At 73.6% G+C, this 23,339-nt stretch carries 18 protein-coding genes; 16 read left to right on the top strand and 2 right to left on the bottom strand.

Going from position 1 to position 23,339, the window contains the following annotated elements:
* The first annotated feature begins 14 nt into the window (after window positions 1–14).
* From IF06_RS0102820 to IF06_RS0102875, 12 genes are all read left to right on the top strand, one after another.
* Entirely contained in the window at window positions 15–260 is a 246-nt protein-coding gene (locus IF06_RS0102820) for a hypothetical protein (protein ID WP_013285672.1), read from the top strand.
* 29 nt (window positions 261–289) lie between these two features.
* The gene (locus IF06_RS0102825) at window positions 290–1,234 is read left to right on the top strand and encodes a DUF1702 family protein (RefSeq protein ID WP_013285673.1); all 945 of its coding nucleotides are present in this window, start codon (window positions 290–292) and stop codon (window positions 1,232–1,234) included.
* A gap of 69 nt (window positions 1,235–1,303) precedes the next feature.
* Window positions 1,304–3,169, top strand: coding sequence for an FG-GAP repeat domain-containing protein (locus tag IF06_RS0102830; RefSeq protein ID WP_013477248.1), 1,866 nt, complete (start codon window positions 1,304–1,306; stop codon window positions 3,167–3,169).
* A complete protein-coding gene (locus IF06_RS0102835) occupies window positions 3,166–4,389 on the top strand; it encodes an aminotransferase class V-fold PLP-dependent enzyme (protein ID WP_030268737.1) in 1,224 nt (407 codons plus the stop codon). Before IF06_RS0102830 ends, IF06_RS0102835 begins: the two co-directional genes overlap by 4 nt.
* A gap of 86 nt (window positions 4,390–4,475) precedes the next feature.
* Window positions 4,476–5,123 carry a hypothetical protein gene (locus tag IF06_RS0102840; RefSeq protein ID WP_030268739.1) on the top strand — a complete coding sequence of 216 codons (648 nt, stop codon included), beginning with the start codon at window positions 4,476–4,478 and terminating at the stop codon, window positions 5,121–5,123.
* A gap of 96 nt (window positions 5,124–5,219) precedes the next feature.
* Window positions 5,220–5,690, top strand: coding sequence for a hypothetical protein (locus tag IF06_RS0102845; RefSeq protein ID WP_141722500.1), 471 nt, complete (start codon window positions 5,220–5,222; stop codon window positions 5,688–5,690).
* A gap of 3 nt (window positions 5,691–5,693) precedes the next feature.
* A complete protein-coding gene (locus IF06_RS0102850; RefSeq protein WP_013285678.1) occupies window positions 5,694–6,140 on the top strand; it encodes a hypothetical protein in 447 nt (148 codons plus the stop codon).
* A gap of 187 nt (window positions 6,141–6,327) precedes the next feature.
* Window positions 6,328–6,903 (top strand): nuclear transport factor 2 family protein, encoded by a 576-nt coding sequence (locus IF06_RS0102855; RefSeq protein ID WP_013285679.1) that lies wholly within the window; start codon window positions 6,328–6,330, stop codon window positions 6,901–6,903.
* Window positions 6,904–6,954: 51 nt separating this feature from the next.
* A complete protein-coding gene (locus tag IF06_RS0102860) occupies window positions 6,955–8,478 on the top strand; it encodes a phosphatase PAP2 family protein (RefSeq protein WP_013285680.1) in 1,524 nt (507 codons plus the stop codon).
* Window positions 8,479–8,574: 96 nt separating this feature from the next.
* Window positions 8,575–9,477, top strand: coding sequence for a hypothetical protein (locus IF06_RS0102865; protein ID WP_013285681.1), 903 nt, complete (start codon window positions 8,575–8,577; stop codon window positions 9,475–9,477).
* Window positions 9,474–15,323, top strand: coding sequence for a type I polyketide synthase (locus IF06_RS0102870; RefSeq protein ID WP_030268741.1), 5,850 nt, complete (start codon window positions 9,474–9,476; stop codon window positions 15,321–15,323). Before IF06_RS0102865 ends, IF06_RS0102870 begins: the two co-directional genes overlap by 4 nt.
* Window positions 15,320–15,736 carry an acyl-CoA thioesterase gene (locus tag IF06_RS0102875; protein WP_013477245.1) on the top strand — a complete coding sequence of 139 codons (417 nt, stop codon included), beginning with the start codon at window positions 15,320–15,322 and terminating at the stop codon, window positions 15,734–15,736. Before IF06_RS0102870 ends, IF06_RS0102875 begins: the two co-directional genes overlap by 4 nt.
* An 84-nt stretch (window positions 15,737–15,820) precedes the next feature.
* Here IF06_RS0102875 and IF06_RS0102880 read toward each other — a convergent pair whose 3' ends face one another.
* Window positions 15,821–16,714 (bottom strand): helix-turn-helix domain-containing protein, encoded by an 894-nt coding sequence (locus IF06_RS0102880; protein ID WP_030268744.1) that lies wholly within the window; start codon window positions 16,712–16,714, stop codon window positions 15,821–15,823.
* A 358-nt stretch (window positions 16,715–17,072) separates the two neighbouring features.
* On the bottom strand, window positions 17,073–18,281 hold the full coding sequence (locus tag IF06_RS0102885) for a HEAT repeat domain-containing protein (protein WP_013285685.1): 1,209 nt from the start codon (window positions 18,279–18,281) through the stop codon (window positions 17,073–17,075).
* 465 nt (window positions 18,282–18,746) lie between these two features.
* Between IF06_RS0102885 and IF06_RS0102890 the strand changes: the two genes are divergently transcribed.
* The 4 genes from IF06_RS0102890 to IF06_RS0102905 all read left to right on the top strand — a co-directional run bounded on the left by IF06_RS0102890 (window position 18,747) and on the right by IF06_RS0102905 (window position 23,160).
* Window positions 18,747–20,027 carry an ABC1 kinase family protein gene (locus IF06_RS0102890; RefSeq protein WP_232236604.1) on the top strand — a complete coding sequence of 427 codons (1,281 nt, stop codon included), beginning with the start codon at window positions 18,747–18,749 and terminating at the stop codon, window positions 20,025–20,027.
* A 43-nt stretch (window positions 20,028–20,070) separates the two neighbouring features.
* Window positions 20,071–21,768 carry a GMC oxidoreductase gene (locus IF06_RS0102895; RefSeq protein WP_030268749.1) on the top strand — a complete coding sequence of 566 codons (1,698 nt, stop codon included), beginning with the start codon at window positions 20,071–20,073 and terminating at the stop codon, window positions 21,766–21,768.
* Window positions 21,769–21,899: 131 nt separating this feature from the next.
* Complete coding sequence (locus tag IF06_RS0102900) at window positions 21,900–22,715, top strand: TIGR02452 family protein (protein ID WP_030268751.1); 816 nt, start codon at window positions 21,900–21,902, stop codon at window positions 22,713–22,715.
* Window positions 22,708–23,160 (top strand): OsmC family protein, encoded by a 453-nt coding sequence (locus IF06_RS0102905; protein WP_030268754.1) that lies wholly within the window; start codon window positions 22,708–22,710, stop codon window positions 23,158–23,160. Before IF06_RS0102900 ends, IF06_RS0102905 begins: the two co-directional genes overlap by 8 nt.
* The last annotated feature ends 179 nt before the right edge of the window (window positions 23,161–23,339 follow it).

Genomic DNA, 23,339 nt, shown 5'->3' on the forward strand with positions numbered 1-23,339 from the left:
CGAACGGAGCAGACATGATCTTCAAGCGTGAGCCCGTCATCCTCCAGGTGGCACTCTTCGCCCTGTTCAACCTCCTGGCCGCGTTCGGGGTGATCGGGTGGTCCTGCGCCCAGATCGCTGCCGTGAACGCCGCTGTCGCCGCCGCCTTCGGTGTGATCACCCGCCGGCTGGTGACGCCCCTGAGCGACCCCCGGGACGCGCACGGCCGGCGGCTCGCCCCCGCCGGCGGAGGGCCGGACGACGATCGGTCCTACCGGTGACAAGCGGCAGGGGACAGGGGCGTCTGCTCGTGCCGCCCCTGTCGCCGGCGCTCGTCGAACTCGCCGGGCGGCGACACCGGCGCGGGGAGGTGACCAGCCGGCTGCTCCTGCAGACCCGCGCGCTCGCCTTCGTCGAGGGCTACCGGCTGCGGCGTGCCGGACGCCGCGACATCCACGAGGAACTGGCACTGATCGAACCCGTCAACCGCGGGTTCGCGTACGAGGGGGCCGCGCTGGCCGCGGCCCTGGCCGACCTCGCCACGCCGCGCCGGGCCCCGGCACCGGGGAGCCGGGACGGCCGGCAGACCCGGCTGGGGCACCTGCTCGACGGCCCCGGCGCGGGCTTCGTCCACCTCGTCCACGTCGGGGCCGGCTGGGCGGCCGCCGTGCTGCCCTGGCGGACCGTCCACCGCCGGCTGCCGCTCGACCCGCTGCTGCGCTGGCTCGCCCTGGACGGCGCCGGGTTCGCCCGCGGCTTCTTCGGCGGGCCGGGCGCGATCCGCCGGCTGGCCCGCCGGCCGGACCGCGACGATCCCGTCCAGACGGTGCTCCGGCAAGGGCTGGGCCGCAGCCTGTGGTTCGTCGAGTGTGGTGACGTCCCGGCGATCGGCCGGCAGATAGAAGGGTTCCCACCGGGCCTGCGGCCCGAGTTGTGGGCCGGTGTCGGCCTTGCCGTCTGCTACGCGGGCGGCTGCTCGGACCGCCAGTTCGAACACCTCCAGACGCTGGACGGCAAGGAGCGCGCCGCGCTGGCCCAGGGCGCCGCCTTCGCGGCCGAGGCCCGGCGCACCGCCGGTCATGTGCCTGCGCACACGGCGGCGGCCGTGGCCGCGCTCACCGGCGTACCGGCCGACACGGCCGCCAACTGGGCACGGGACTCCCGAGATTCCGCCCTCGCCCTCGGCCCCGAGATCGACTCCTACCGGTGGTGGCAGCGGGAGATCCGCCGCCGGGCAACCGCGGCGGCCGGCTGAGCCTCGGCTCCACCGGTCCCGATCCGCACCCGCCGGCGGCGCCCGCCGCCACGAGCAGGGAGAAACCCCATGTCCTTGTCACCGCGTCGCATGCTGCCCGGAGCACTGGTGATCGTGCTGGTCGCTGTCCTCGGCGTGCTCACCGTCCGGCCGTCGCCGAGCCCTCGCGAGGCCGCCGTGCTGGCCGCCCGCTTCGCTTTCGACGTACGCCCGCTGAACACCGCCCCTGCCGGGGCCAGGAACGTTCGTGACGTCGCGCCCGAGCTGTCGGGCATCCGGTCCTGGATCTCCGCGGTGGGCGCCGCGGTCGCGCTCCTCGACGCCGACGGCAACCGGCGCCAGGACGACGTGTGCCTCGTCGATCCGCGGGACGACTCGGTGCGGGTCTTCCCGGCACCAGGCACCGGGGAGCGTTATCCGCCGGCGTCGCTCGTCGCGCCGCCGGGCCCGATCGACCGCGTCGCGCCGATGGGCTGCGTCCCGGCGGACCTCGACGCGGACGGCGACAGCGATCTCGTCGTCTACTACTGGGGCCGTTCCCCGGTGCAGTTCCTGCGGGTCGCCGAGGGATGGCGCCCGGTGGAACTGGTCCAGCCGCCGCAGGTGTGGAACACCACCGCGCTCGCGGTGGGCGACCTGGACGGTGACGGCGCGGCCGACATCCTGGTCGGCAACTACTTCCCGGACGGTGCCCGGGTGCTCGATCCGGAGGCCGCCGGGGACGGGCGGATGCGGATGCAGGCGGGCATGGCGGACGCCGGCAACGGCGGCACGAACCGGGCCTTCCTCTCCCGCCCCGGTGCCCCCGACACGGCGCCGGCCTGGCTCGACGCGTCCACCGGAGTGCCCGACCGGGTCGCCCGTTCCTGGACGCTCGCCATCGGGATGCAGGACCTGACCGGGGACCTGCGGCCCGAGGTATACCTCGCCAACGACTTCGGCCCGGACCACCTCCTGGTGAACCACTCCCGGCCGGGGCGGCTCGACCTGCGCCCGGTCCGGGGCGAGCGGACCGCGTCGACGCCGAAGTCGAAGGTGCTGGGCCGGGACTCGTTCAAGGGCATGGGCGTGGCCTACACCTACCCGGACGGCGCCGACCTGCCGACCATCGTGGTCAGCAACATCACGACACCCTGGGGGCTGCAGGAGAGCAACTTCGCCTTCACCCCGACCGGTAAGGGCTCCGACCTGCTCGACGGCCGGCTGCCGTACCGGGACCGCAGTGAACCCCTGGGCCTGTCCCGCAGCGGCTGGGGCTGGGACGTCAAGGCCGTCGACTTCGACGGCGACGGCACCGACGAGTTGTTCCAGGCGACCGGATTCATGGCCGGGGACCGGTGGCGCTGGCCCGAACTCCAGGAACTCGCGATGGCCAACGACCAGGTGCTCCAGCACCCGTGGGCCTGGCCACACTTCCGCCCGGGCGACGACGTGTCGGGCCACCAGGCGAACGTGCTCTGGACGCGGGGGCCCGACGGACGGTACGTCGACGTGGCCGCCCGGAGCGGTCTCGGTCACCTCGACGTCAGCCGCGGCATCGCCGTCGGAGACGTGGACGCGGACGGCCGCCCGGACGCGCTGGTGGCGAACCAGTGGCAGGACAGCCGGCTGCTGATGAACCGGTCCCGGTCGGTCGGCCGGGCCACGCTGGTCCTGCTGCGCGCCGGCGCGGACGGACGGCAGCCCACTCCCGCGCTCGGCGCCTCGGTGGTCGTCCGGCCCGGCGAGGGCCGGCCGGCCCTTCGCGCTCAGCTCTACCCCAGCAACGGTCACGCCGGCGCCTCCAGCACGGAACTCTTCTTCGCCGTCGACCGGGAAGCCCCGTTCACGCTGTCCTGGCGTACGGCCGGCGGGGTGCGGACGGCGGAGGTGCGGCTGGCGCCGGGCCGGCACGAACTGGTGATGCACGACGACGGCCGGGTGACAACGCGATGAGGGCCCGGACGAGCCGGCCCGTCGCGACACCGGCCCTCCTCGACCCGCCGCGGACCGCCGCCGCCCGCCCACCCGGCGAACGGAACCAGGACCCGCTGCCGTGCGGGCCGCCGGCCGCGAGGGACACGCCCCGCCACGTCATCAACGCGACGAGCGTCCTGGTGCACCCCGGCCTCGGCCGGGCCGTCCTCTCCGGTTCGGCCCGGCGCGCGGTGGCGGTGGCCTCCGGCTGCACCGACCTGGAGTACGACCTGCACAACGGGCAGCGGGGGCGGCGCGGCCGGGAGACGGTCGCCGCCCTGCTCGCCGCGGTGCCGACGGCCGCGGCGGCCTACGTGGTCAACAGCAACCCGGCTGCGCTGGTGCTCGCCGCGACGGTGCTCGCGCCCGGCCGGGAACTGGTGATCAGCCGGCGGGAGCTGTACGAGATCCGGGACGGCTTCCGCCTGCCCGAACTACTCACCTCGACCGGTGCCCGGCTCTGCCCGGTCGGTACGGCGGACGGTGCGGTGCTGGAGGACTACCGGCAGGCGGTGTGGTCCGGCACCGGGTGCGTGCTCACCCTGGTGCCGGGCCGCTCCGCCACGGACGCCCCGGCGGACCGGCCGGACGTGGCGGCCCTGGCCGGCCTGCACGTCCCGGTAATCGCGGACATCAGCTCCGGCCTCCTGCGTCCCGAGCCCGCGCTGCCCGGTGAGCCGGACGCGGAGACCGCCCTGCGGCAGGGCGCCACGCTGGTCACCGCCGGCGGCGACAAGTTGCTGGGTGGTCCGCAGACCGGGCTGCTGCTCGGCGACCGGGCGGTGATCGAACAGGTGCGGCGACATCCGCTCGCCCGGGCGATGCAGGCGGACAAACTGGCCCTGGCCGCGCTCCGTGCGACGGTCGCCCACGGCGGCACACCGACGCTCGCCGCCGTCCGGGCCGCCCCCGACGACCTGCGGGCCCGGGGCGAGTCGCTCGTCGGCGCCCTGCGGGCCGGGGGAGTCCCCGCCGAGCTGGTCGAGTCCCACGTCACGGTGCTCAGCGGCGCCAGCACCCGGCTGCACAGCTTCGCGGTGGCGGTCGACCAGCGGCTCGCCGGCCGGTTGCGCGTGGGAGACCCGGCCGTGGTGGGCGAGCTGCGGGACGGACACCTGTTGCTCGACCTGCGCCCGGTGCCCGCCGGCAACGACACCGACCTGGTCGTGGCGGTGCTCGCGGCCGCGTCCCGCCCTTGATCAGGTAGGGCAATCCGCGAGAAGTCGCCCCGGCACGCCGACGCATAGAAAGGAGGAACCCACCCCCCGATGACCGGAGGAAGCCCATGACCGGTTCGGCACGTCTCGGCCGTTGCGCCCGGCATCTGCTCGCGGGCGTACGGACGAGTGAGCGGGACCAACAGGACCTGCTCGCCGCCGCCGACCGGCTCAAGACCCGCCTGGTGCGTCTGCTGTACGCCCACCCGGCGGCCCGGACCAGACTGGCCGGCGTACGGCACCACCTGCTCGACGTGGAGGTGGTGCCGGCGCCGGCCCGTTCGTGGTTCCGGACGTCCCGGCGGCACGCCGGCACGGCCCGGATCCGGCTCTACGACTACGACTCGGACCTGCTGCTGGAGTTCTTCCTCGACCTGCCGTCCGGCCGCCTCACGGCGGTCACCGGACGGGCCCGGGCCCGTCCGCCACTGACCCGGTCCGAGCGGGCCGAGGCGCTCGACCTGCTCCGTGCGGCCGGCCGGCTCGGCCCGCTCGCCGAGGCGAGCCGATGGGTCGCGGTGCCGAGGATCTCCCGGGCGGCGATCGGCGCGGGCCACCCGCGCCGTGGCCACCGCCTCTACACGTTCTTCTTCTGGTCGGCGACCGACCGGCCGGTACGACTCGGCCAGGCGTCGGTCGACCTGAGCGCGCGAGAGGTGGTCGGGGTCCGGGAGGCGGAGTCCGTCGGGAGGTGGGAGATCCGGCCGTACGCGTGACAACGCAGCCAGAGAGAGGGATCCACCATGTATGCAACCCTGCCGTGCCCGTCCGGGCGGTCGAGTTCCGATGACCACGGATCGTGGTAGGCACCGATGCCCACCTCACACGTCCGAGACCGCCGCCGCTTCGCACCGGAGCGCGAACCACGGACCGCCCGGGGTGGTGACCACCTCCGCCGGCTGCCCGGTGGCCTGGTGCTGGCCGTCGCCGTCGCCGTGCAGGCCGCCGTGCTCTGGGCCGAACCCGGGCTGGTGATCGCAGAACTCGGGGCGATGCCACAGCGACTGCGGGAGGTGTTCCGTGTGCTCGCCCCGGGCCTCGCCACCCTCCTGCTCGCCGCGCAGGTCATGAATCTGTTCGGCCGACTACGCCGGCATCAGCGGCGGATCGTGGCCGCGGCGGCCGCCTGGTGGGTGTTCGCCGCGGTCGAGTCGATGCTCGCCGACTGGCGGTCCTCCGTCTGGCTCACCGAGCTGGCCCTCGCCTGGCTGGCGATGAACTGCCTGCGGATCGTCGCCCGCGCGGAGGCCACGGGCCTGTCGAGCGTGGCGCGAGGGAGGTGACCGGTGGACTGGCAGTCCGTGGGGACACCGATCGCCGCCGTCTGCACCGCGATCCTGACCTACCTGGGCACCCGGCACATCGCCCGGGTCGAACGCAGCCGCGAGGAGGCACGTCTCGCCGAGGCGGCACGGGACGAGGCCCTCGTCGTCGAGCAGGCCCTGTCCACGGCCCACGAACAGGCCCAGGCCGCGATCATCATGGAGCGAAACGAGCTGCTGGAGCGCTGGCAGCGCACCCTCGACGAGGCCCGTGACGACCGTCAGCGCCTGCTCCAGGAACACCGGTCCGAGCTCGCCCGGGTCCGCCAGGAGACGCGGGACGAGGTGGCCGGCGTCCGGGAGAGCGCCCAGCTGGTCATCGCCGACCTGCGCGGGCAGATCGTGCAGTTGCGGGCCGAGGTGCAGGCCGTCCGGGACCGGCACCGTCCCGGCCCGTCCGCCGGGGACTGACCGGCCGGCCCGCCCGGGCGCCGGTCCCGGCGCACCGCAAGGCGGAAGAAGTTCCCCACCACCCGCGCGATCTACAACAGACGTACCGATCGCCGCACGAGAACGGTCGCACCGGACCGATTGTTTCCCACTGTTCACGGGCGGGCGGTATCCGTCCCGAGAACATCCAGAGAGGAATGGCGCAGAAATGACAGAGGTACAGAACTTCGGCCGCCAGCTCGGCGACTTCCTCGGCGGTGTCTTCGCCGACGCCGCGGGTGGCGGAGCCGGTGTCTTCCGGCCCGACCCGCAGGCCGAGATCGAGGTCCGGCAGCTTCTCAACGACCTCCAGACCGCCTTCGCGGAGAAGAACGCGGATGCCATCGTCGACAGCCTGGCCGAGGAATTCACCACCTACGAACTCACCTCCGCCGAGGGACACGCGGTGACCATCACCGAGAAGGCCGCCATGCGTGAGTACCTCGACACGCTGTTCCCGGCCGACGGCGAGACGCAGAACAAGTCGGTCTCGGTGAGCCAGGTGCTGGCCAGTTCCACCATCGGTCTGACCCGCGAGGACGGCGACGTCGTCATCGCCCGAACCGACGGCACCTTCGAGCACCAGCCGCTGCGCGCCTCGGCCGTGGCCATCCGCACGGCCGAGGGCTGGAAGTGGCTGCACTGGCACATGTCGGCCGCCGCCCCGCGCTTCCGGGTCAACGCCAACGGCGTGCGGATCCCGCTCGATGGCGCCCCGGCGACCGGCACCCCGGTCGCGGACTGACGTGTCCGCCGGCGGCTGTTCGTCCGAAGCCGCAGCAGAAAGGTGTGTGCAGTGAGTACCTCGTCAGGAAGTTCGCGACGGCAGCCGCCGGTGACCGGCGGCCGCATCGCCGGCCCGGATCCGACCGAGCACGTCAACAACGGAGAGGAGAACATCTACCCGGGATACGTCGCCTGCTACAGCAAGGGGCTGCCGCACGACGACACGGGCGAGGTGGACCCGGAGGCGTACCGGCGGCTGCTGCGGGCGGTCAACAGCGCCGACCCGGCGGACTTCGAGTCGATCCCGCTGGACCCGGCCGGTGCCCGCAAGCTGACCAATCCCCAGGGCGGGCTGGCGGCGAACGCCGACGGCATCGACGCCACCTCCTTCACCGCGCCGCCGGCGCCCCGGCTCGACAGCCCGGAGAACTCCGGCGACATGGCCGAGCTCTACTGGATGGCGCTGACCCGGGACGTGCCGTTCGACCAGTTCGACACCGATCCGCTGGTCGCGTCGGCCGCCGCCGACCTGTCCCGGATGTCGGACTTCCGCGGCCCGAAGGAAGGCGGGGTGGTGACCACCCGCACGCTCTTCCGCGGTGACACCCCGCAGGACCGGATCGGGCCGTACATCTCGCAGTTCCTCCTGCGCGACGTGCAGTTCGGCACCCATCACTACTCCCAGCGGCAGGACACCGTGCAGCCGGGGCGGGACTACGTCACCACGTTCCCCACCTGGCTCGCGGTGCAGCGGGGGTTGTCCCGGGGACTGGCCCCCGGCGACCGGAACCGGACCGAGACCCGGTACCTGCGTACGCCCCGCGACCTGAGCCACTACGTCCACTTCGACGCGGATGCCAGCCCGTTCCAGCCCTTCCTGAACGCCGGGCTGATCCTGCTGCGGGAGCGGGCGCCGCTGGACGCGAACCTGCCGTACCACTGGTCCTCGAACCAGGACGGCTTCGCGACCTTCGGCATGCCGCACCTGTTCGACCTGATCACCTCGGTCGCCGCCCGCGCGCTACGGACCGCCTGGTGGCAGAAGTGGTACGTGCACCGCAGGCTGCGGCCGGAGGCGGTCGGCGGGCGGGTCCACGCCCACCTGACCGGTCTGCACCGGTACGACTTCCTCGACCGGGAACTGCTGGAGTCCGAGGCGGTGCAGCGCGTCTTCGACCGCAACCAGAGCCACCTGCTCCCGCAGGCGTACCCGGAGGGGGCACCGACCCACCCCTCGTACACGGCCGGTCACGCCACAGTGGCGGCCGCCACCGCGACTGTGCTGAAGGCGTGGTTCGACGAGACGGCCCCGCTGGCCGACCCGGTCCAGGCGGACGCGACCGGCACCGCGCTGGTGCCGTACGAGGGCGCGGACGCCGGGCAGCTCACCGTCGGCGGCGAGTTGAACAAGCTCGCCGCGAACATCGCCGTCGGCCGCAACATCGCCGGCGTCCACTACCGCAGTGACTACTCGGCGTCCAGCCGGCTCGGTGAGGCGCTGGCCATCGAGATCCTGCGGCGCCAGAAGTCCTGGTTCAACGAGGACCACTCGTTGACCCTGACCCGGTTCGACGGCACGTCCGTCACCATCTGAGCCCCGTCGCGCCGGCCGGTTGCTGTTCCCCTCAGCGCGCCGGCCGGCGCGACGGCCCTCCAACCCGACCATCCACCGACGGAAACGGTGACCGCTGTGACGTCCGCTGCCGCGAGAGACCTCCGCCTGACGGCCCTGCGCCGCTTCGCCCTGTCCATCACGATCCTCACGGTGCTCGGTCACCTCTTCCTCGGGTTCGAGCAGGCCCCGGTGACGCCGGTGCTGACCCTCCTGCTGGGCTACGCCCTCGACCTGACACTGGAGACGCTCGCCGCCCGGGCCGAGGGCCGCGCGCCCGCCTTCGCCGGTGGCTTCCGGCGGCTGGTGGACCATCTCCTGCCCACGCACATCGGCGCGCTGGCCTGCGCCATGCTGTTGTACGGCAACTCCTCACCCTGGCCGTACCTGTTCGCCGTCGCGGCCGCTGTGGGCTCCCGCCACGTCCTGCGGATCCGGATCGACGGCCGTGCCCGGCACGTGCTCAACCCGTCCAACGCGGGCATCGCGCTGACCCTCGTGCTCTTCCCGTGGGTCAGCATCGCGCCGCCCTACCAGTTCACCGCCGGGGTCTCCGGTGCGCTGGACTGGCTGCTGCCGCTCGGTGTCCTGATGGCCGGCACGCTGCTCAACGGCAAGCTCACCGGGAAGATGCCGCTCATCCTCGGCTGGCTGACCGGGTTCGTCGCGCAGGCGCTGCTGCGTGCCCTCCTCTTCGACCACGACTTCGTCGCCGCGCTGCTGCCGATGACCGGCCTGGCCTTCATCCTCTTCACCAACTACATGATCACCGACCCGGGGACGACCCCCCGTGCCCGCGCCAACCAGTGGGCGTTCGGGCTGTGCACCGCGGCGGTCTACGGACTGCTGGTGCTCGCGCACGTGTCGTACGGGCTGTTCCTCGCCCTGGTCATCACCTGCGCCCTGCGCGCGGGTCTGCTCCTGATCGGCCGTCGCCGGCCGGCCCGGGCCCGGCGGGTCCGGCTGCGGGAGGCGGCATGAGGCCGGGCGAACGGCAGATCGCGGTCGTCGGCCTGGCCTGCCGCTACCCGGATGCCGACGACCCGGCACAGCTGTGGCGGTCGGTGCTGGCCCGCCGCCGCGCGTTCCGGGCCATCCCGGCCACGCGCCTGGACCCCGAGCACCGGCTCGGCGCGCCGCACGCGCCGGAGTCCACGTACGTCCGCCGGGCCGGGCTGCTGCGCGACTGGCACTTCGACCGTGAAGCCTTCCGCGTGTCCGGGTCGAGCTGGCGGGCGGCCGACCACACGCACTGGCTGGCACTGGAGACGGCGGCGGCCGCCCTGTCCGACGCCGGCTTCCCCTCGGGCGCCGGCCTGGACGCCGACCGGGTCGGCGTGATCCTCGGCAACTCGCTCACCGGCGAGTTCACCCGGGCCGGCCTGGTACGGCTGCACTGGCCGTTCGTACGCCGCTCGGTCGAGGCGGCGCTGCGGCAGACCGGAGTGGACTCCGCCGTCGCCGCGCAGGTGGTCGACCAGGCCCGGCGCGGCATCGCGGCGGCGTTCCCCGAGCCGGGCGACGAATCGCTGGCCGGGGCCCTGAGCAACACCATCGCCGGCCGGATCTGCAACCACTTCGACTTCCACGGCACCGGCTACACGGTGGACGGCGCCTGCGCGTCGAGTCTGCTGGCCGTCGTCACAGCCGCCAACGCGCTGCTCTCCGGCGAGCTGAACTTCGCCCTCGCCGGAGGCGTCGACCTGTCTCTGGACCCGCTGGAGATGATCGGCTTCGCCCGCCTCGGCGCGCTCGCCGACGGCGAGATGCGGGTGTACGACGAGCGGCCCACCGGGTTCCTGCCCGGGGAGGGGTGCGGGATCGTCGCCCTGATGCGCGCCGACGAGGCGGAACGGCGCGGCCTGCGCGTCTACGCGCGGCTGACCGGATGGGCGACGTCCTCCGACGGGTCCGGGGGCCTGACCCGCCCGGACGCCGGGGGACAGGCGCTGGCGCTGCGGCGCGCGTACCGGATGGCCGGACTGGCGCCGGAGCAGATCGCCCTGATCGAGGGGCACGGCACCGGAACCGCCGTCGGCGACCGGGTCGAGCTGGAGACGCTGGCCGGGATCCGGCGGCACGCGCCCGGGGCGGCGGCGCTCGGTTCGGTGAAGGCGAACATCGGGCACACGAAGGCGGCCGCCGGAGCGGCCGCACTGATCAAGACGGTCCTGGCCGCGTACCACCGGGTCCTTCCGCCGACCACCGGCTGCGAGACGCCGCATCCTCTGCTGCGTGCGCCGGACGCCACCCTGCGGGTGCTCGACGAGCCGGAACCGTGGCCGGGCGGGCGGCTGGCCGCCGGGGTGTCCGCGATGGGCTTCGGTGGGATCAACAGCCACGTGGTGGTGGAGAACGCCGATCCCGCCGCCGTGGGTCGCCGTCGCCTCCCGCCCTCGGTGCGGTCCTGGTCCCGCCGTCCGGTACGACCGGAGATCCTGCTGATCGAGGCGGCCACCACGGCGGAGCTGGCCGAACGGCTCGACCTGCTGGGCAGCTGGGGCGCGACGCTCAGCGACGCCGAGGTCGGCGACGTGGCGGCGACGCTCGCCGCCGGTGCCGGCGGCACGGCCGGGATCCGCTGTGCCCTGGTCGCCGGGGACGCCGACGAGCTGTCGGCGGCGGCCCGCGCGGCGACGGGCCTGCTCGCCACCTGGGACGGGCGCGTCGTGGTGGACGAGGCGGCGGGGGTGGCGTTGGGTGGCGGACCGCCCGCCCGGGTGGGCCTGCTCCTGCCCGGCCAGGGAGCACCGGTGCGGTACGACGCCGGCCCGCTGGCCCGGCTGCTCGGCGACCTGCCCGAGGGGCCGGCGGCCACCGGCGCCACCGGCACCGAGGCCGCGCAGCCGGCTGTCGTGTGGCAGTCGCTGCTCGGGCTCGCCTGGCTGGACCGGCTCGGCTGCGCCCCGGTCGGCGCCGTCGGGCACAGCCTCGGCGAGCTGACCGCCCTCGCCTGGGCCGGTGCGCTGGACCCGGGCCGGCTCGTCGCGCTGGCTGCCGCCCGCGGACGGGTGATGGAGCACAGTGGTGTGCCCGGCACCGGGATGGTGAGCCTCTCCGTCGACGAGACGCGGGCGATCCGGCTGGCGGACGAGCACGGACTCGTGGTCGCGGCGCTCAACGCCCCCGACCGTACGGTGCTCGCCGGGGCCGACGAGAACCTCACCCGGCTGGCGGCGGCGCTGCGCGACAGCGAGGTCGAGGCGATCCGGTTGCCGGTGTCGCACGCCTTCCACAGCCCCGCGATGGAACCCGCGCTGCCGGCGTGGGCCGCCGAGCTGAACACTGTCGAGTTCGCCCCGCCGGCGCGGTCCGTGACGTCCACCGTGACGGGCGCGGACGTGCGGACGGTCGACGACCTGGCGGCACTGCTCACCCGTCAGCTCACCGCCCCGGTGCGCTTCGCCGCCGCCGCCCGCGACCTCGGCCAGCGGTGCGACCTGCTGGTCGAGGCGGGCCCGGGAACCGTGCTGTCGCGGCTGGTCACCCGCTTCCTGCCGGTACCGGCGGTCAGCCTGGACTGCGGCGGTCCGCCGCGCTCGCTCGCCCTCGCCACCGCCGCGGTCGTGGTCGCCGGCGCGGGCGACCTCGCCGCCTGGTACGACGGGCGGCCCTACCGTCCGCTCCGGCCCGGGGCGGCCATGACGTTCCTCAGCAGCCCGTGCGGAGCCGGCATCTCTCGCGCCGGGCTGCCGGGGTCGCGCTCCGCGTCCGCCGACGCGGAGCGCGACTCCCCTCCGGGCCGGGTCGAGCAGCCGTCGAGTGTCGCAGCAGCGGTGGTGAGGACCGCCTCCGCTCGACCGGCGCCGACCCCGCCCGAGGCGGACCCGGCCGGGTCGGTAGACCCGGCCGGGTCCGCTCCCCGTCCCGACGACCCGCTCGGCCGGTTGCGCGCCCACCTCGCCGCCGAGCTGGAACTGCCGGTGGCGGGCATCACCCCGGCCAGCCGGCTGCTCGGCGACCTGCACCTGAACTCGCTGCAGGTGGCCCGCACCGTCGCCGCGGTCGCCGCGGCCCTGGGTCGGCAACCCCCGGCCGCGCCCCTGTCACTGGCCGACGCGACAGTCGCCGAGGCGGCCGAGGTGCTCGCGCAACTGCCCGCCGCCGGCGACGACGATGCGCCGGCGCAGGGCCTCGCGCCGTGGGTGCGGCTGTTCCGGCACGACTGGGTTCCGCTGCGGGGACCGCTGTCCGGGCCGCCGGCCGCCGGCTCCGTGCGGTGGCGGGTCGAGGCGCCGGCCGGACATCCCCTGCACACGGTCTTCCCCGCCGTACCCGACGGGACGGCGACGTCGCACGGTCTCGCCGTCGCGCTCGGCCCGGACGACGGCCCGGAGCAGGTGGCCGCGCTGCTGGCCCGCATCGCCGGGCAGCGGCCGGCCCGGCTGGCGATCGTGCACGACGACCACCCGGCCGCCGCCGCCGTGGGCCGGTCGGTGGCGGCGGAGATCTCCGGCTGCGCCGTGACGGTGCTCGACGTGTCCGCGGACGGGGACGTGGGCCTGCTGGCCGGGCTGGCGGTGCCGGCCGGGTACGCGGAACTGCGGGCCGGGCCCGGTGGCGTCCAGCGGCTGGTGACCTCCGTGCATCGGCCCGCCGAGGAGACCCGGGAGGTGCCGCTGGGGCCCGGCGACGTCTGCGTCGTCACCGGTGGCGCCACCGGAATCACCGCCTTCGCCGCGGCGGCCGTCGCCGAGCGGACCGGATGCCGGCTGGTGGTCCTCGGCCGGCGTCCCGCCGAGGACGCCGAGACCGGGGAGGCGCTGCGCCGGCTACGCACGGTCCTCGGCGACGACCGGTTGCGCTACGAGCGGGTCGACCTGACCGATCCCGACGCGGTACGGGAGGTGCTCGGCGCCGGCCGGCTGGGTCCGGTCCGGGCGGTGGTGCACGGGGCGGGGATCAACCGGCCGGCCCAGCTGACCGACGTCACTGCCGGGGACCTCCGCGAGCACCTGGGCGGGAAGGTGACCGGACTCCGGTCGGTGCTCGACGCGGTCGGACCGGACCTGCGGCTGGTGCTCGCGTTCGGTTCCATCATCGGCCGGCAGGGGCTCGCCGGGCAGGCCGCCTACTGCATCGGTAACGAGTGGCTGCGGCACGACGTGGAACGGTGGGCCGGCGATCACCCGGAGACCCGGGTGCACCTCGTCGAGTGGTCGGTCTGGTCCGGGATCGGCATGGGGGTGCGGCTCGACGTGCTCGACTCGCTGCGCCGCCGGGGGGTGGCCGGGATCGCGCCCGACGACGGCGTCGGGGCGCTGTGGCGGATCCTCACCGATCCGACCGCTCCGGTGACAGTGCTCTGCACTGCTGCCTTCCCCGAGTCCGGCACCCTGAGCCCGGCGCCCGCGCCCGGCACCCCCGAGCCGGGCCGGCTGCGCTTCGCCGAGTCGGTGATCGGCCGGGTCGGGCAGGTCGCCACGGTGACCGAGGCGGAGTTGTCCGTCGGGGCGGACCCGTACCTGCGGGAGCACCGGGTCGGCGACGCGCCGCTGCTGCCCGCCGTGCTCGGACTGGAGGCGATGGTGCAGGTGGCGGCGTTGACCACCGGAAGCCGGGCCGGCTGGGCGGTCCGCGACGCGAGCTTCGCCGCGCCGATCGACGTCCCCGAGCGCCGGACGAGGCGGATCCGGGTGGCGGCACTGGCCGCGGAGATCGGCGGGGACGTGGCGGTGGCGATCCGCGCGGACACCGACGGCTTCGCCACGGACCGGTTCGCCGGGACGGTCACCGACCCGCCGGCACTGCCGGCCGCCGCCACGGCGGACGATGCCGCGCACCGGCCGGAGTCACCCGTGGACAGCGGGCGGGAGGCCACCACCCCGCATCCGTGGTACGGCCCGGTGCTCTTCCACGAGGGACGGATGCGCCGCCTGACGCACGCCGGACCGGTCTCGGCGTTCGCGGTGCGCGCCACCGTCGACGCCGACGACCGGGACCGCTGGTTCGCCTCCTTCCTCGGGCAGGAGCTGCTGCTGGGCAGCCCGGGAGGGCACGACGCGGCGATCCACGCGCTGCTCGCCTGCGCGCCGCACCGCAGGGTGCTGCCGGTGGGCGCGGCGGAGGTGGTCGTCTGGCGGCCGCTGCGGGGGCGGCTCACCGTCGAGGCCCGGGAGGTGCGGCACAGTGCCGACGAGTACGTCTTCGACGTGGACGTCGCGCACGCCGGCGTACCGGTGGCCCGTTGGCGGGGTCTACGGCTGCGGGCGGTCGGCGACAACCGGGAGTTCGCGGTGGCCAGGTCCGGCGGCCGGCTCGGCGCGGAGCTGGTGGGCCCGTGGCTGACCCGCCGGCTGATCGAGGCCGGTGCGGTCGACGCGGTCGAACTCGTGGTGGGGCCCGGCCGGCGCGAGGCGGACGGCGCCCGCCGGCTGCTGGCCCGGCATCTCGCCGTGCCCGAGGCGGACGTGGACCACCAGCCGTCCGGCGCGCTCCACGTGCCGGGCCGGTACGCCTCGGCGAGCTACGCCGACGGGCAGGTGCTCGTCGCGCTGGCCGATCGTCCGGTCGGGGTGGACTGGGAACCGGTGACCGACCGGCCTCCGGCCGGGTTGCTGGACGACGGCGCGCGGGCGAGCGCCGAGGAGCTCGGCCGGCGGACCGGTGACGACCCGGCGGTGGCCGCCACCCGGCTGTGGGCCGCCCGCGAGGCGCTGGTCAAGCTCGGCGCCGACCCGGACCAGGTGCTGGCGCACGGGGAGCCGGAGCCGGACGGCCTGCTCGTCTCGACCGGCCGGGACCTGACCGTGGTGACAGTGCCGGCCTGGGCCGACGGGGCGACGCGGGTGGCCGTGGCGGTGGCGACCCGGCCGGTGGCGTCATGACCGGCTGGTACGTCTACCGGCACGTGGTCACCCTGGACGAGACCAACATGGTGGGCAACGTCTACTTCGCCCACTTCCTGCACTGGCAGGGGCACTGCCGGGAGCGCTTCCTCGCCGACCACGCACCGGCCGTCCTGGACCAGCTCCGTCGAGGTGAGCTGACGCTGGTGACAGTGTCGTGCGCGATGGACTACTACGAGGAGTGCTTCGGCCTGGAGGAGATCGAGGTGCGGATGAGCGCCGACGGCCGGGAGGGCCACCGGCTGAGCATGCACTTCGAGTTCCTCCGGGCGGGGCGGGAGGTGGCCCGGGGCCGGCAGACGGTGGCCTGTCTGCGCCCCACCCCGGCCGGGCCGGTTCCCGTCGATCCGCCGGTCGACCTGCGGGCGGCCCTGGCGGCCTTCACCGCCTGACACAGTCGCGGCGCCCGACCCGGTTAACGGGTCGGGCGCCGCGGTGTCGGCACCCCCTCGTCGGGGACGCGCCGTCCTGCGTCGTCAGCTGCCGGTAGCCAGCAGCTGCGGACGCCTGCGCTGGGCGAGGGCGAGCACCGACGAGGTGAGCTGCAGCGGAGGATCGATGGGGCGAGGTCGCCGCAGCGCGACCTGGAAGGTCCGGAAGGTGCGCCCGCCGCGGACCACGATGGGTGCGCCGCCCGTGCCGACGAACTCCACCTGCCGGCCGTTGTCGCCGAGCACGTCGGACAGCGTCGAGGTCTTGTCGAACCCGAGCGCCACGGCGTGGTAGGCCCCGTCGGCCAGCGGCCGGATGCGGCTGAGACGGTTGGTCTCCAGCACGCCGTAGGTCAGCGGGACGTCGTCGGGCTCTTCCGACCGGTACAGCGCCAGCACCGCGCACCCGCCGCCGCTCGGTCCTCCGGTTACGGCGCCGACCGGGCCCGGGGCGCAGTGGCGGTCGGCGGCCGGATCGGTCAGCTCGCTCAGTCGTACCTGGCCGAAGACGGACATCGCGGACCGGAACCGACGCGGCGACATCCCGGTCAGCCGGGTGAACTGGCTGATGAAGGTGCCGAGACTGGAGTAGCCGACGGCCATGCAGACCTCGGTCACCGACAGGTTCGAATTGACAAGGAGGTTCCGGGCCTGAGCCATCCGTAGCGCGGTCAGGAACCGCGCGGGCGTGGTGGAGGTGACGTGTCGGAAGACCCGGTGGAAGTGGAACGGGCTGAGCAATGCGGCCTGGGCGATGTCGGACAGCCGCTGAGGTTCCGAAAGACATTCAGTCATGTATTCGACGGCTCGGGTGACGGAATCCAGCCGGGCCGCGTCGGTAGGATTGCCGAGGCAGACGCCCAGGGTGCTGCACGTCATGAATTGGGCGCAATCCATACAGTTCCCCCCCTGTCGCCATGCTTGATCGGCGGTGGTCATCGTATGGCCTCCCCTAGGATTTACTTGAGCATCGGACGGTGGTCCGACGGAGTCCGGGCGGGCGTCTCTCCTTGCCGCCGACCAGTCCTCATCCGGGCACAAAGGCCCGAGATTCGTACGCCTCCAGGCACTCGAACTGACGTTCTGCCGGCTGCGCCGCTGAGCGTTCAGTCAACAGCTCGTCACGCTGTGCGTATAGTCGCAATCTTGCTAATGTCCTCACCAATGGCGTGATGTCGACGGCGGAAAGACCTGACTGTGGCAAAGACACTGATTGTCGTCATCGGCCCGCCAAAGAATCCACAGATACGGCTCCGGGGCGGCCGGCATTCGCCGTCCGCCCCGGAGACCAATCAGCTCAGTTCATCCAGTTGGTGCGCGGGCAGAACTGCACGCCCGGGATGTCGGCTACGCCGTCCTGGTCGGAGTCGACGTCCCCGTCGAGCGTGGAGTAGATGTCGAGGGAGTTGACGTTGATCTTGCCGTCGCCGTCCCAGTCGACCAGCTTGCCCTTGAACGTGCCCACGATGAACGCGTTGGCGAGCGGCCCCGTGGGGGTGTCCAGGGTGCCGAGGATGCTGTTGCCCGGGAACAGCACCTCCTCCAGCGAGCTGCCCGCCATGGTGTCGAAGTTGACGTACCCCCAGGTGTGCACGCGGCCCCGGACGTAGCGGATGGCCGACTCGCCCTTGATCTGGATCTGCGGGTCGAGGGTCCACTCACCGCTGCGCTTGGCCGCGACCATCTCGTTGCGGTGGCCCAGGCTGTCGTCGTCCGCGCGGCCGGACAGGAAGACCGGGCGCAGGCCGCGGGACTCGAAGTAGAAGCTGCCCCGACCGGCGTTGGCGTGGTTCGTCAGACCCCGGAACACGAAGTTCTCGGTGTGCGGCGAGCCGTCGTCGTGCAGGCCGGAGAGCGTCTTGCTGATGATCAGCTTCTGGTTGCGGGTGTCCACGTTCGGGCACGCGTGCGCCTGCCCGTAGCTTCGGGCGAGTCCCTGCGGGGACAGGGAGATCTTGCCCCAGTTGCGGCCCGTCTCGTCCAGGGCGACGTAGACGTCGCAGTGGATGTTGAGCAGGATCGTCTCGTCGAAGGTCCGGTCGCCGTCCCAGGTGAACGACCGGTTGTCGAAGGCCGGCACGCCGGTGCGCAGCTCGGAGCTGAACAACCGCGCCCACTCGCCGACGTCCGCGTCGTCGTCGTCGATGTGCCGCTCGATGACCTGCAGGGCCCGCGGGCCGCCGATCTTCTCCAGCGCCCACAGCGCGTTCCACCGCACCTCGCGGTTCTCGTCGCTGGCGATGCTCTCGGCGATCAGGTCGATCGTCCCGGTCAGCCGGCGGTCCATCGCCTGGTACAGCGACTGCTCGCGAACCATCGGGTCCGGGTGGTGCAGCGCCTCGTACGCCACCTGGTCGTCGGTGCGGATGTCGAGCCGGACGGCGTCCCGGTCCAGGATGTCGCCGAACTCGCTGTTCAGCAGCGCCGGGTCACCCTTGAGGTAATGCTCCCACTGCGGCGCGCGGTCCCGGCCCCCGGTGGACAGGCCGATGGATTGGAGCGTCATTTTCGTGATCACCCTTTCATCTCTGGTGATTGCGGTGCCTGTGTTATGCGTGCGGCGGATCCCGATGCGGAGCAGTCATCGGGGGTTCCGCCTCGGATGGCGAATACGGGCACCGGCTGCAGACCGAGTGCGAACCATTCGCGACCTCATTGCCGGTTCAGGATTCGGGCCGCAGGCGAAGAACCATGAAGCCGCCCGGTGGCGGCCGGCTCCGCTGGCCGCTGCTCCACATGCCATGGCCCCGCCTGCGGTGGTGCCCCTCCAGGGTTGGCAGCGCGGCAGCGCGGCGTCAACCGTCCGGCGCAGCGCAGCAAGAACGCGTAACTGCGAATGCCGGAGAACTGCGAAGTCTTGCTCTCCTGCATTCGAGAAACCCGGTCGGGGGTTGTTGCGAACTATTGTTCCCCCCGTCGTCGAGGTCGGGAGAAAGCGGTGCGGGAATCAATGTTCGTACGATTGTCACTCGTGGTCCGGGCGGGAACGGTCGCCGTCCTGCTGGCCGGCTGGACCGGCCGGCTCGGCGCCCGTTTGCTGGTCGACGCGTTGCGCCGGACCGGTCCGGGCGGCGCCGGCCGGGTCGCCCCGCGGGAGCGGGTGGCGGCCACGCTCACCGATGCCGTCGAAGGGCTCGGCCCGGCCTACGTCAAGCTGGGACAGGTGCTCAGCACCCGGTCCGACGTGCTGCCTCCCCGGCTCTGCCGGAGCCTGTCCCGGCTGCACGACCGGGTGTCACCGCCGTTCGACATCGCCGCGGTCGTCCGGACCGTGCCGCCGAGGTTGACCGGCTCCGTCGTCGGGGAGGCGTCCGGGCTGACCCTCACGGCGGCGGGCAGCATCGCCTGCGTCTTCCGCGCACGGCTCAGGGACGGCCGCGAGGTGGCCGTCAAGGTGCGGCGGCCGGGAATCGACCGGACCATGAGGCTCGACCTGGCTCTGGTCGGCGCCGTCGCCCGCGCGGTGGGCCGGCTGCCGGCGCTGCGCCGGGTTCCGCTGGCGGAGATCGTCGACCAGGTCTCGGCGGCCGTGTACGAGCAACTCGACTTCGTCCGCGAGGCCCGGTCGCTGACCCGGTTGCGGGAGAACCTGCACACCCTGCCCGATGTCCGGGTGCCGGCCGTCGTGCCCGAGCTGTCCAGCCGCACGGTTCTGGTGACGGAGTGGATGGACGGGCTGGTACGCGACGCCCAGCCGACCGGCGCTCGCCGGACGGCGGTGCTCAACGGGCTGCGGGCCGCCTACCAGATGCTCTTCCGGGACGGCTTCGTCCACTGTGACCTGCACCCGGGAAACCTCTACCTGATGGCGGACGGGACGGCGGTGATCGTCGACGCGGGCTTCGTCCGCTGTCTGACCGACTTCGCGCGCCGTACCTTCGCCGAGTTCTTCTACCACCTCGGCCGCAACGACGGGCGACGCTGCGCCGAGGTCCTGCTGTCGACGGCCCGGGCGCCCGGCGGCGGGTACGACCGGGACGGCTTCCGGGAGGACGTGGTGGCGCTGGTGGCCCGCAACAGCTCGGTCGCGGCCGCGGACTTCGACCTGGTGTCCTTCGCGGCCTCGCTCTTCGCCATCCAGCGCTCCCGCGGCCTGTACGCCGACCCGCAGTTCGTCTTCCCGATCCTCGCCCTGCTGGTGCTCGAGGGCTCGGTGCGCGAACTGGCGCCGGACATCGACTTCCAGGCCGAGGCGGTGCCCTACGTGCTCCGCGGACTCCAGGAGACGGCCTCCCTGACCACGCGCCCCTGACCCACGCGCCCCTGATCCACGCGCTCCGAGAGGAGACCGGAACATGGAAACCCACGAGCACGTCGACGCGGTGGTCGTCGGCTCCGGATTCGGCGGCTCGGTCGCCGCGTACCGGCTGGCGGAGGCGGGCCGCCGCACCGTGGTGCTGGAGCGCGGGCGGCCGTACCCGCCGGGCAGCTTCCCGCGTACGCCGCAGGAGATGGGCCGGGCGTTCTGGGATCCGAGCGAAGGGCTGTACGGCCTGTTCGACGTGTGGACCTTCCGGGGACTGGAGTCGGTGGTGGCCAGTGGCCTCGGCGGCGGCTCCCTGATCTACGCGAACGTCCTGCTGCGCAAGGACGAGCACTGGTTCGTCACCGAGGATCCGGTGCCCGGCGCCGGCCATGAGAACTGGCCGGTGACCCGGGCCGACCTGGACCCGCACTACGACCGGGTCGAGCGGATGCTGGGCGCCAGCCGGTTCCCGGCCGACCGTCCGCCGTACCGCTCGGTGCCCAAGGCGGCGGCGATGAGGACGGCAGCCGAACGGCTGGGACTGGCGTACCAGTACCCGCCGCTCGCGGTCAGCTTCGCTCCGGGGCCGGGCGCGGAGCCGGTCCCGGCCGCGCTGATCGCCGAGCCGGCGTACGGCAACCTGCACGCCGCGCCGCGCCGCACCTGCCGGTTGTGCGGAGAGTGCGACATCGGCTGCAACGACGGCGCCAAGAACACCCTCGACCACACCTACCTGTCGGCGGCCCGGTGGCACGGCGCGGAGCTGCGGACCCGCGCCGAGGTCCGGACGATCCGCCCCCGGCGCGGCGGCGGGTACGAGGTCCGGTATCTCGTCCACGACCCGGCCGACGAGGACCGGCGGAGCGACGGCCGCGCCCGGCCGGGCAGGACGATCACCTGTGACCGTCTGGTGCTCGCCGCGGGCACGTACGGCACCACGTACCTGCTGCTGCGGAACCGGCACCGGCTGCCCGCCGTCGGCCCGGCACTCGGCACCCGGTTCAGCGGCAACGGTGACCTGCTCGGGCTGATCCGGCCGCCACGTCGCGGCGACGCCACCCGCTTCTCGGCCAGCCGCGGGCCCGTCATCACCACGGCCATCCGGGTGGGGGACGCGCACGACGGGGACGGCTCTCCGGGCCGCGGCTTCTATCTTCAGGACGGCGGCTACCCCGGGTTCGTGGACTGGCTGGCGGAGTCGTCCCGGCTGTCCGGCGCCCCGGCCCGCCGGCTGCGGTTCGCTGTGGACTGGCTGTCGGCCCGGCTCACCGGCTCGCCCCGCAGCGGTCTGGGCGGGGGACTGGCCCGGCTGCTCGGCGACGGCCGGCTCTCCGCCGGCTCGCTGCCGCTCCTCGGTATGGGACGGGACGTGCCGGACGGCGTGTTCCGGCTGCGCGGCGACCACCTCGACGTGGACTGGACGACCCGGACCAGCGCCGGCTATTTCGCGGCGGTCCGGTCCACGATGCGAGCGGTGGCCGACGTCCTGGGTGGCCGCTACACCGACAACCCCGCGTGGTGGCTGCGCCGGGTGGTCACCGTCCATCCGCTCGGGGGCGCGCCGATGGGCCGCCACCGGGGGGACGGGGTGTGCGACGGGCACGGCCAGGTGTTCGGTCATCCCGGGCTCTACGTGCTCGACGGCTCGGCGATGCCCGGGCCGGTGGGACCAAATCCGGCGCTCACGATCGCGGCGGTGGCCGACCGGGCCCTGGACCGGCTGCTGGGGGAGCCGGCGGGGCGGTAGCCCTCGGTCCGCGGTCGGGACCGGCTGCACTTGACCCGGCGAGCCGACCGGCGGCGGCCACTAATCGGTTGCCCGACGCGGCAGGGACTGCCTAGATTGCCGATCATGCACGACATCGACGGGTATGCCGGATGAGTGGCCGTCTCCGCGAGATCGCCCGGCATACGGTCGCGATCACCGAAGCCGGACGCTATCGCAACAATGCCGGCGAGGACATCGCGATCGAAGCGGCGGTACGCGCCGCCGTCGCCGGCACCCGTGAGCACCTGCCGGACGAGGTCCTCCATGTCGACGGCGCGAAGCCCGGCACCGGCGACCTTGAGGTGACGCACGAGTCGACGTTGCAGGCGGCCCGCCGGCTCGGGCCCGGCGCGGCGTGTCTGGTGTTCGCGTCGGCGAAGAACCCGGGCGGCGGGTTCCTGGGCGGCGCGAAGGCGCAGGAGGAGAGCATCGCCCGCGCGTCCGCGCTGTACCCGTGTCTGCTCGCGGCGCCCGACTTCTACGCCTTCCACCGGGCGCAGCGGGATCTGCGGTACAGCGACCGGGTCGTCTACTCGCCGGGCGTGCCGGTGTTCCGGGACGACAAGGGCGACCTGCTCGACCAGCCGTACACGACGTCCTTCCTGACCGCGGCGGCGCCCAACCTGGGCGCGATGGTGCGCAATCAGCCGGAGCACGCCGCGGACGTGCCGGCGGCGCTGGGCCGGCGCGCCCGGCGGGTGCTGGAGGTGGCGGCCGCGCACGGGCATCGGACAGTGGTGCTGGGCGCGTGGGGGTGCGGGGTGTTCCGGAACGACCCGGCGACGGTGGCCGGTGCGTTCGCCGACGCGCTCCGGGTGGTCGACCGGTTCGACCTCGTGGTGTTCGCCGTTCGTGACGGGTTGCCGGGCACACCGGTGTACCGCACGTTCGCGGAACGCTTTTCGGTAGGTTCGTCGCATGAGTGACGACACCTTCCGGTCGGTGGAGATCGAGCGCACCAGCGTGGGCAGATACGTCGCGCGCAACGCCCGCGGCGGCGAGCTGTCGATGGGTACGGGGGAGGACGCGACCTTCACGCCCGTGGAACTGCTGCTGGCGGCCCTCGGCGGCTGCACCGCCGTGGACGTCGACCACGTGACCAGCCGGCGCGCCGAACCGACCCGGTTCGCCGTCACGGTGAGCGGCGACAAGATCCGTGACCCGGAGGCCGGGAACCGGATGGAGAACCTCACCGTCACGTTCGCGGTGACGTTCCCGGACGGCGCGGACGGTGACCGGGCACGAGAGGTGCTGCCGCGTTCGCTGCGGCAGTCGCACGACCGGCTCTGCACCGTGTCCCGCACCGTGGAGCTGGGCACTCCGGTCGCCATCGTGGACGCGAACGACCCGGGTCCGGCCGACCCGCGCTAAGCCGGCGACGCGGCTCCGGCGTGCGGCCGGAGCCCTGTCAGCAGCTCTGTTAGCGCTAACTAATCGCCCGCGCCGTGAGACGAGTGCGCCGTGATGTGACGTCGGGCAGGAGCGGGAATGAGCAAGACCTTGACAGATATCGATGTTATCGACAACATGACCGGTAACCCGGACGTAAC

Source organism: Micromonospora globosa (assembly GCF_000717585.1).
GTDB lineage: Bacteria > Actinomycetota > Actinomycetes > Mycobacteriales > Micromonosporaceae > Micromonospora > Micromonospora aurantiaca.

What these genes read in the sequence shown, in the direction of transcription:
- IF06_RS0102820 (WP_013285672.1), top strand. Translation starts at nt 15, where the DNA reads ATGATCTTCAAGCGTGAGCCCGTCATCCTCCAGGTGGCACTCTTCGCC.
- IF06_RS0102830 (WP_013477248.1), top strand. Translation starts at nt 1,304, where the DNA reads ATGTCCTTGTCACCGCGTCGCATGCTGCCCGGAGCACTGGTGATCGTG.
- IF06_RS0102835 (WP_030268737.1), top strand. Translation starts at nt 3,166, where the DNA reads ATGAGGGCCCGGACGAGCCGGCCCGTCGCGACACCGGCCCTCCTCGAC.
- IF06_RS0102840 (WP_030268739.1), top strand. Translation starts at nt 4,476, where the DNA reads ATGACCGGTTCGGCACGTCTCGGCCGTTGCGCCCGGCATCTGCTCGCG.
- IF06_RS0102845 (WP_141722500.1), top strand. Translation starts at nt 5,220, where the DNA reads ATGCCCACCTCACACGTCCGAGACCGCCGCCGCTTCGCACCGGAGCGC.
- IF06_RS0102855 (WP_013285679.1), top strand. Translation starts at nt 6,328, where the DNA reads ATGACAGAGGTACAGAACTTCGGCCGCCAGCTCGGCGACTTCCTCGGC.
- IF06_RS0102870 (WP_030268741.1), top strand. Translation starts at nt 9,474, where the DNA reads ATGAGGCCGGGCGAACGGCAGATCGCGGTCGTCGGCCTGGCCTGCCGC.
- IF06_RS0102875 (WP_013477245.1), top strand. Translation starts at nt 15,320, where the DNA reads ATGACCGGCTGGTACGTCTACCGGCACGTGGTCACCCTGGACGAGACC.
- IF06_RS0102880 (WP_030268744.1), bottom strand. Translation starts at nt 16,714, where the DNA reads ATGACCACCGCCGATCAAGCATGGCGACAGGGGGGGAACTGTATGGAT.
- IF06_RS0102885 (WP_013285685.1), bottom strand. Translation starts at nt 18,281, where the DNA reads ATGACGCTCCAATCCATCGGCCTGTCCACCGGGGGCCGGGACCGCGCG.
- IF06_RS0102895 (WP_030268749.1), top strand. Translation starts at nt 20,071, where the DNA reads ATGGAAACCCACGAGCACGTCGACGCGGTGGTCGTCGGCTCCGGATTC.
- IF06_RS0102900 (WP_030268751.1), top strand. Translation starts at nt 21,900, where the DNA reads ATGAGTGGCCGTCTCCGCGAGATCGCCCGGCATACGGTCGCGATCACC.
- IF06_RS0102905 (WP_030268754.1), top strand. Translation starts at nt 22,708, where the DNA reads ATGAGTGACGACACCTTCCGGTCGGTGGAGATCGAGCGCACCAGCGTG.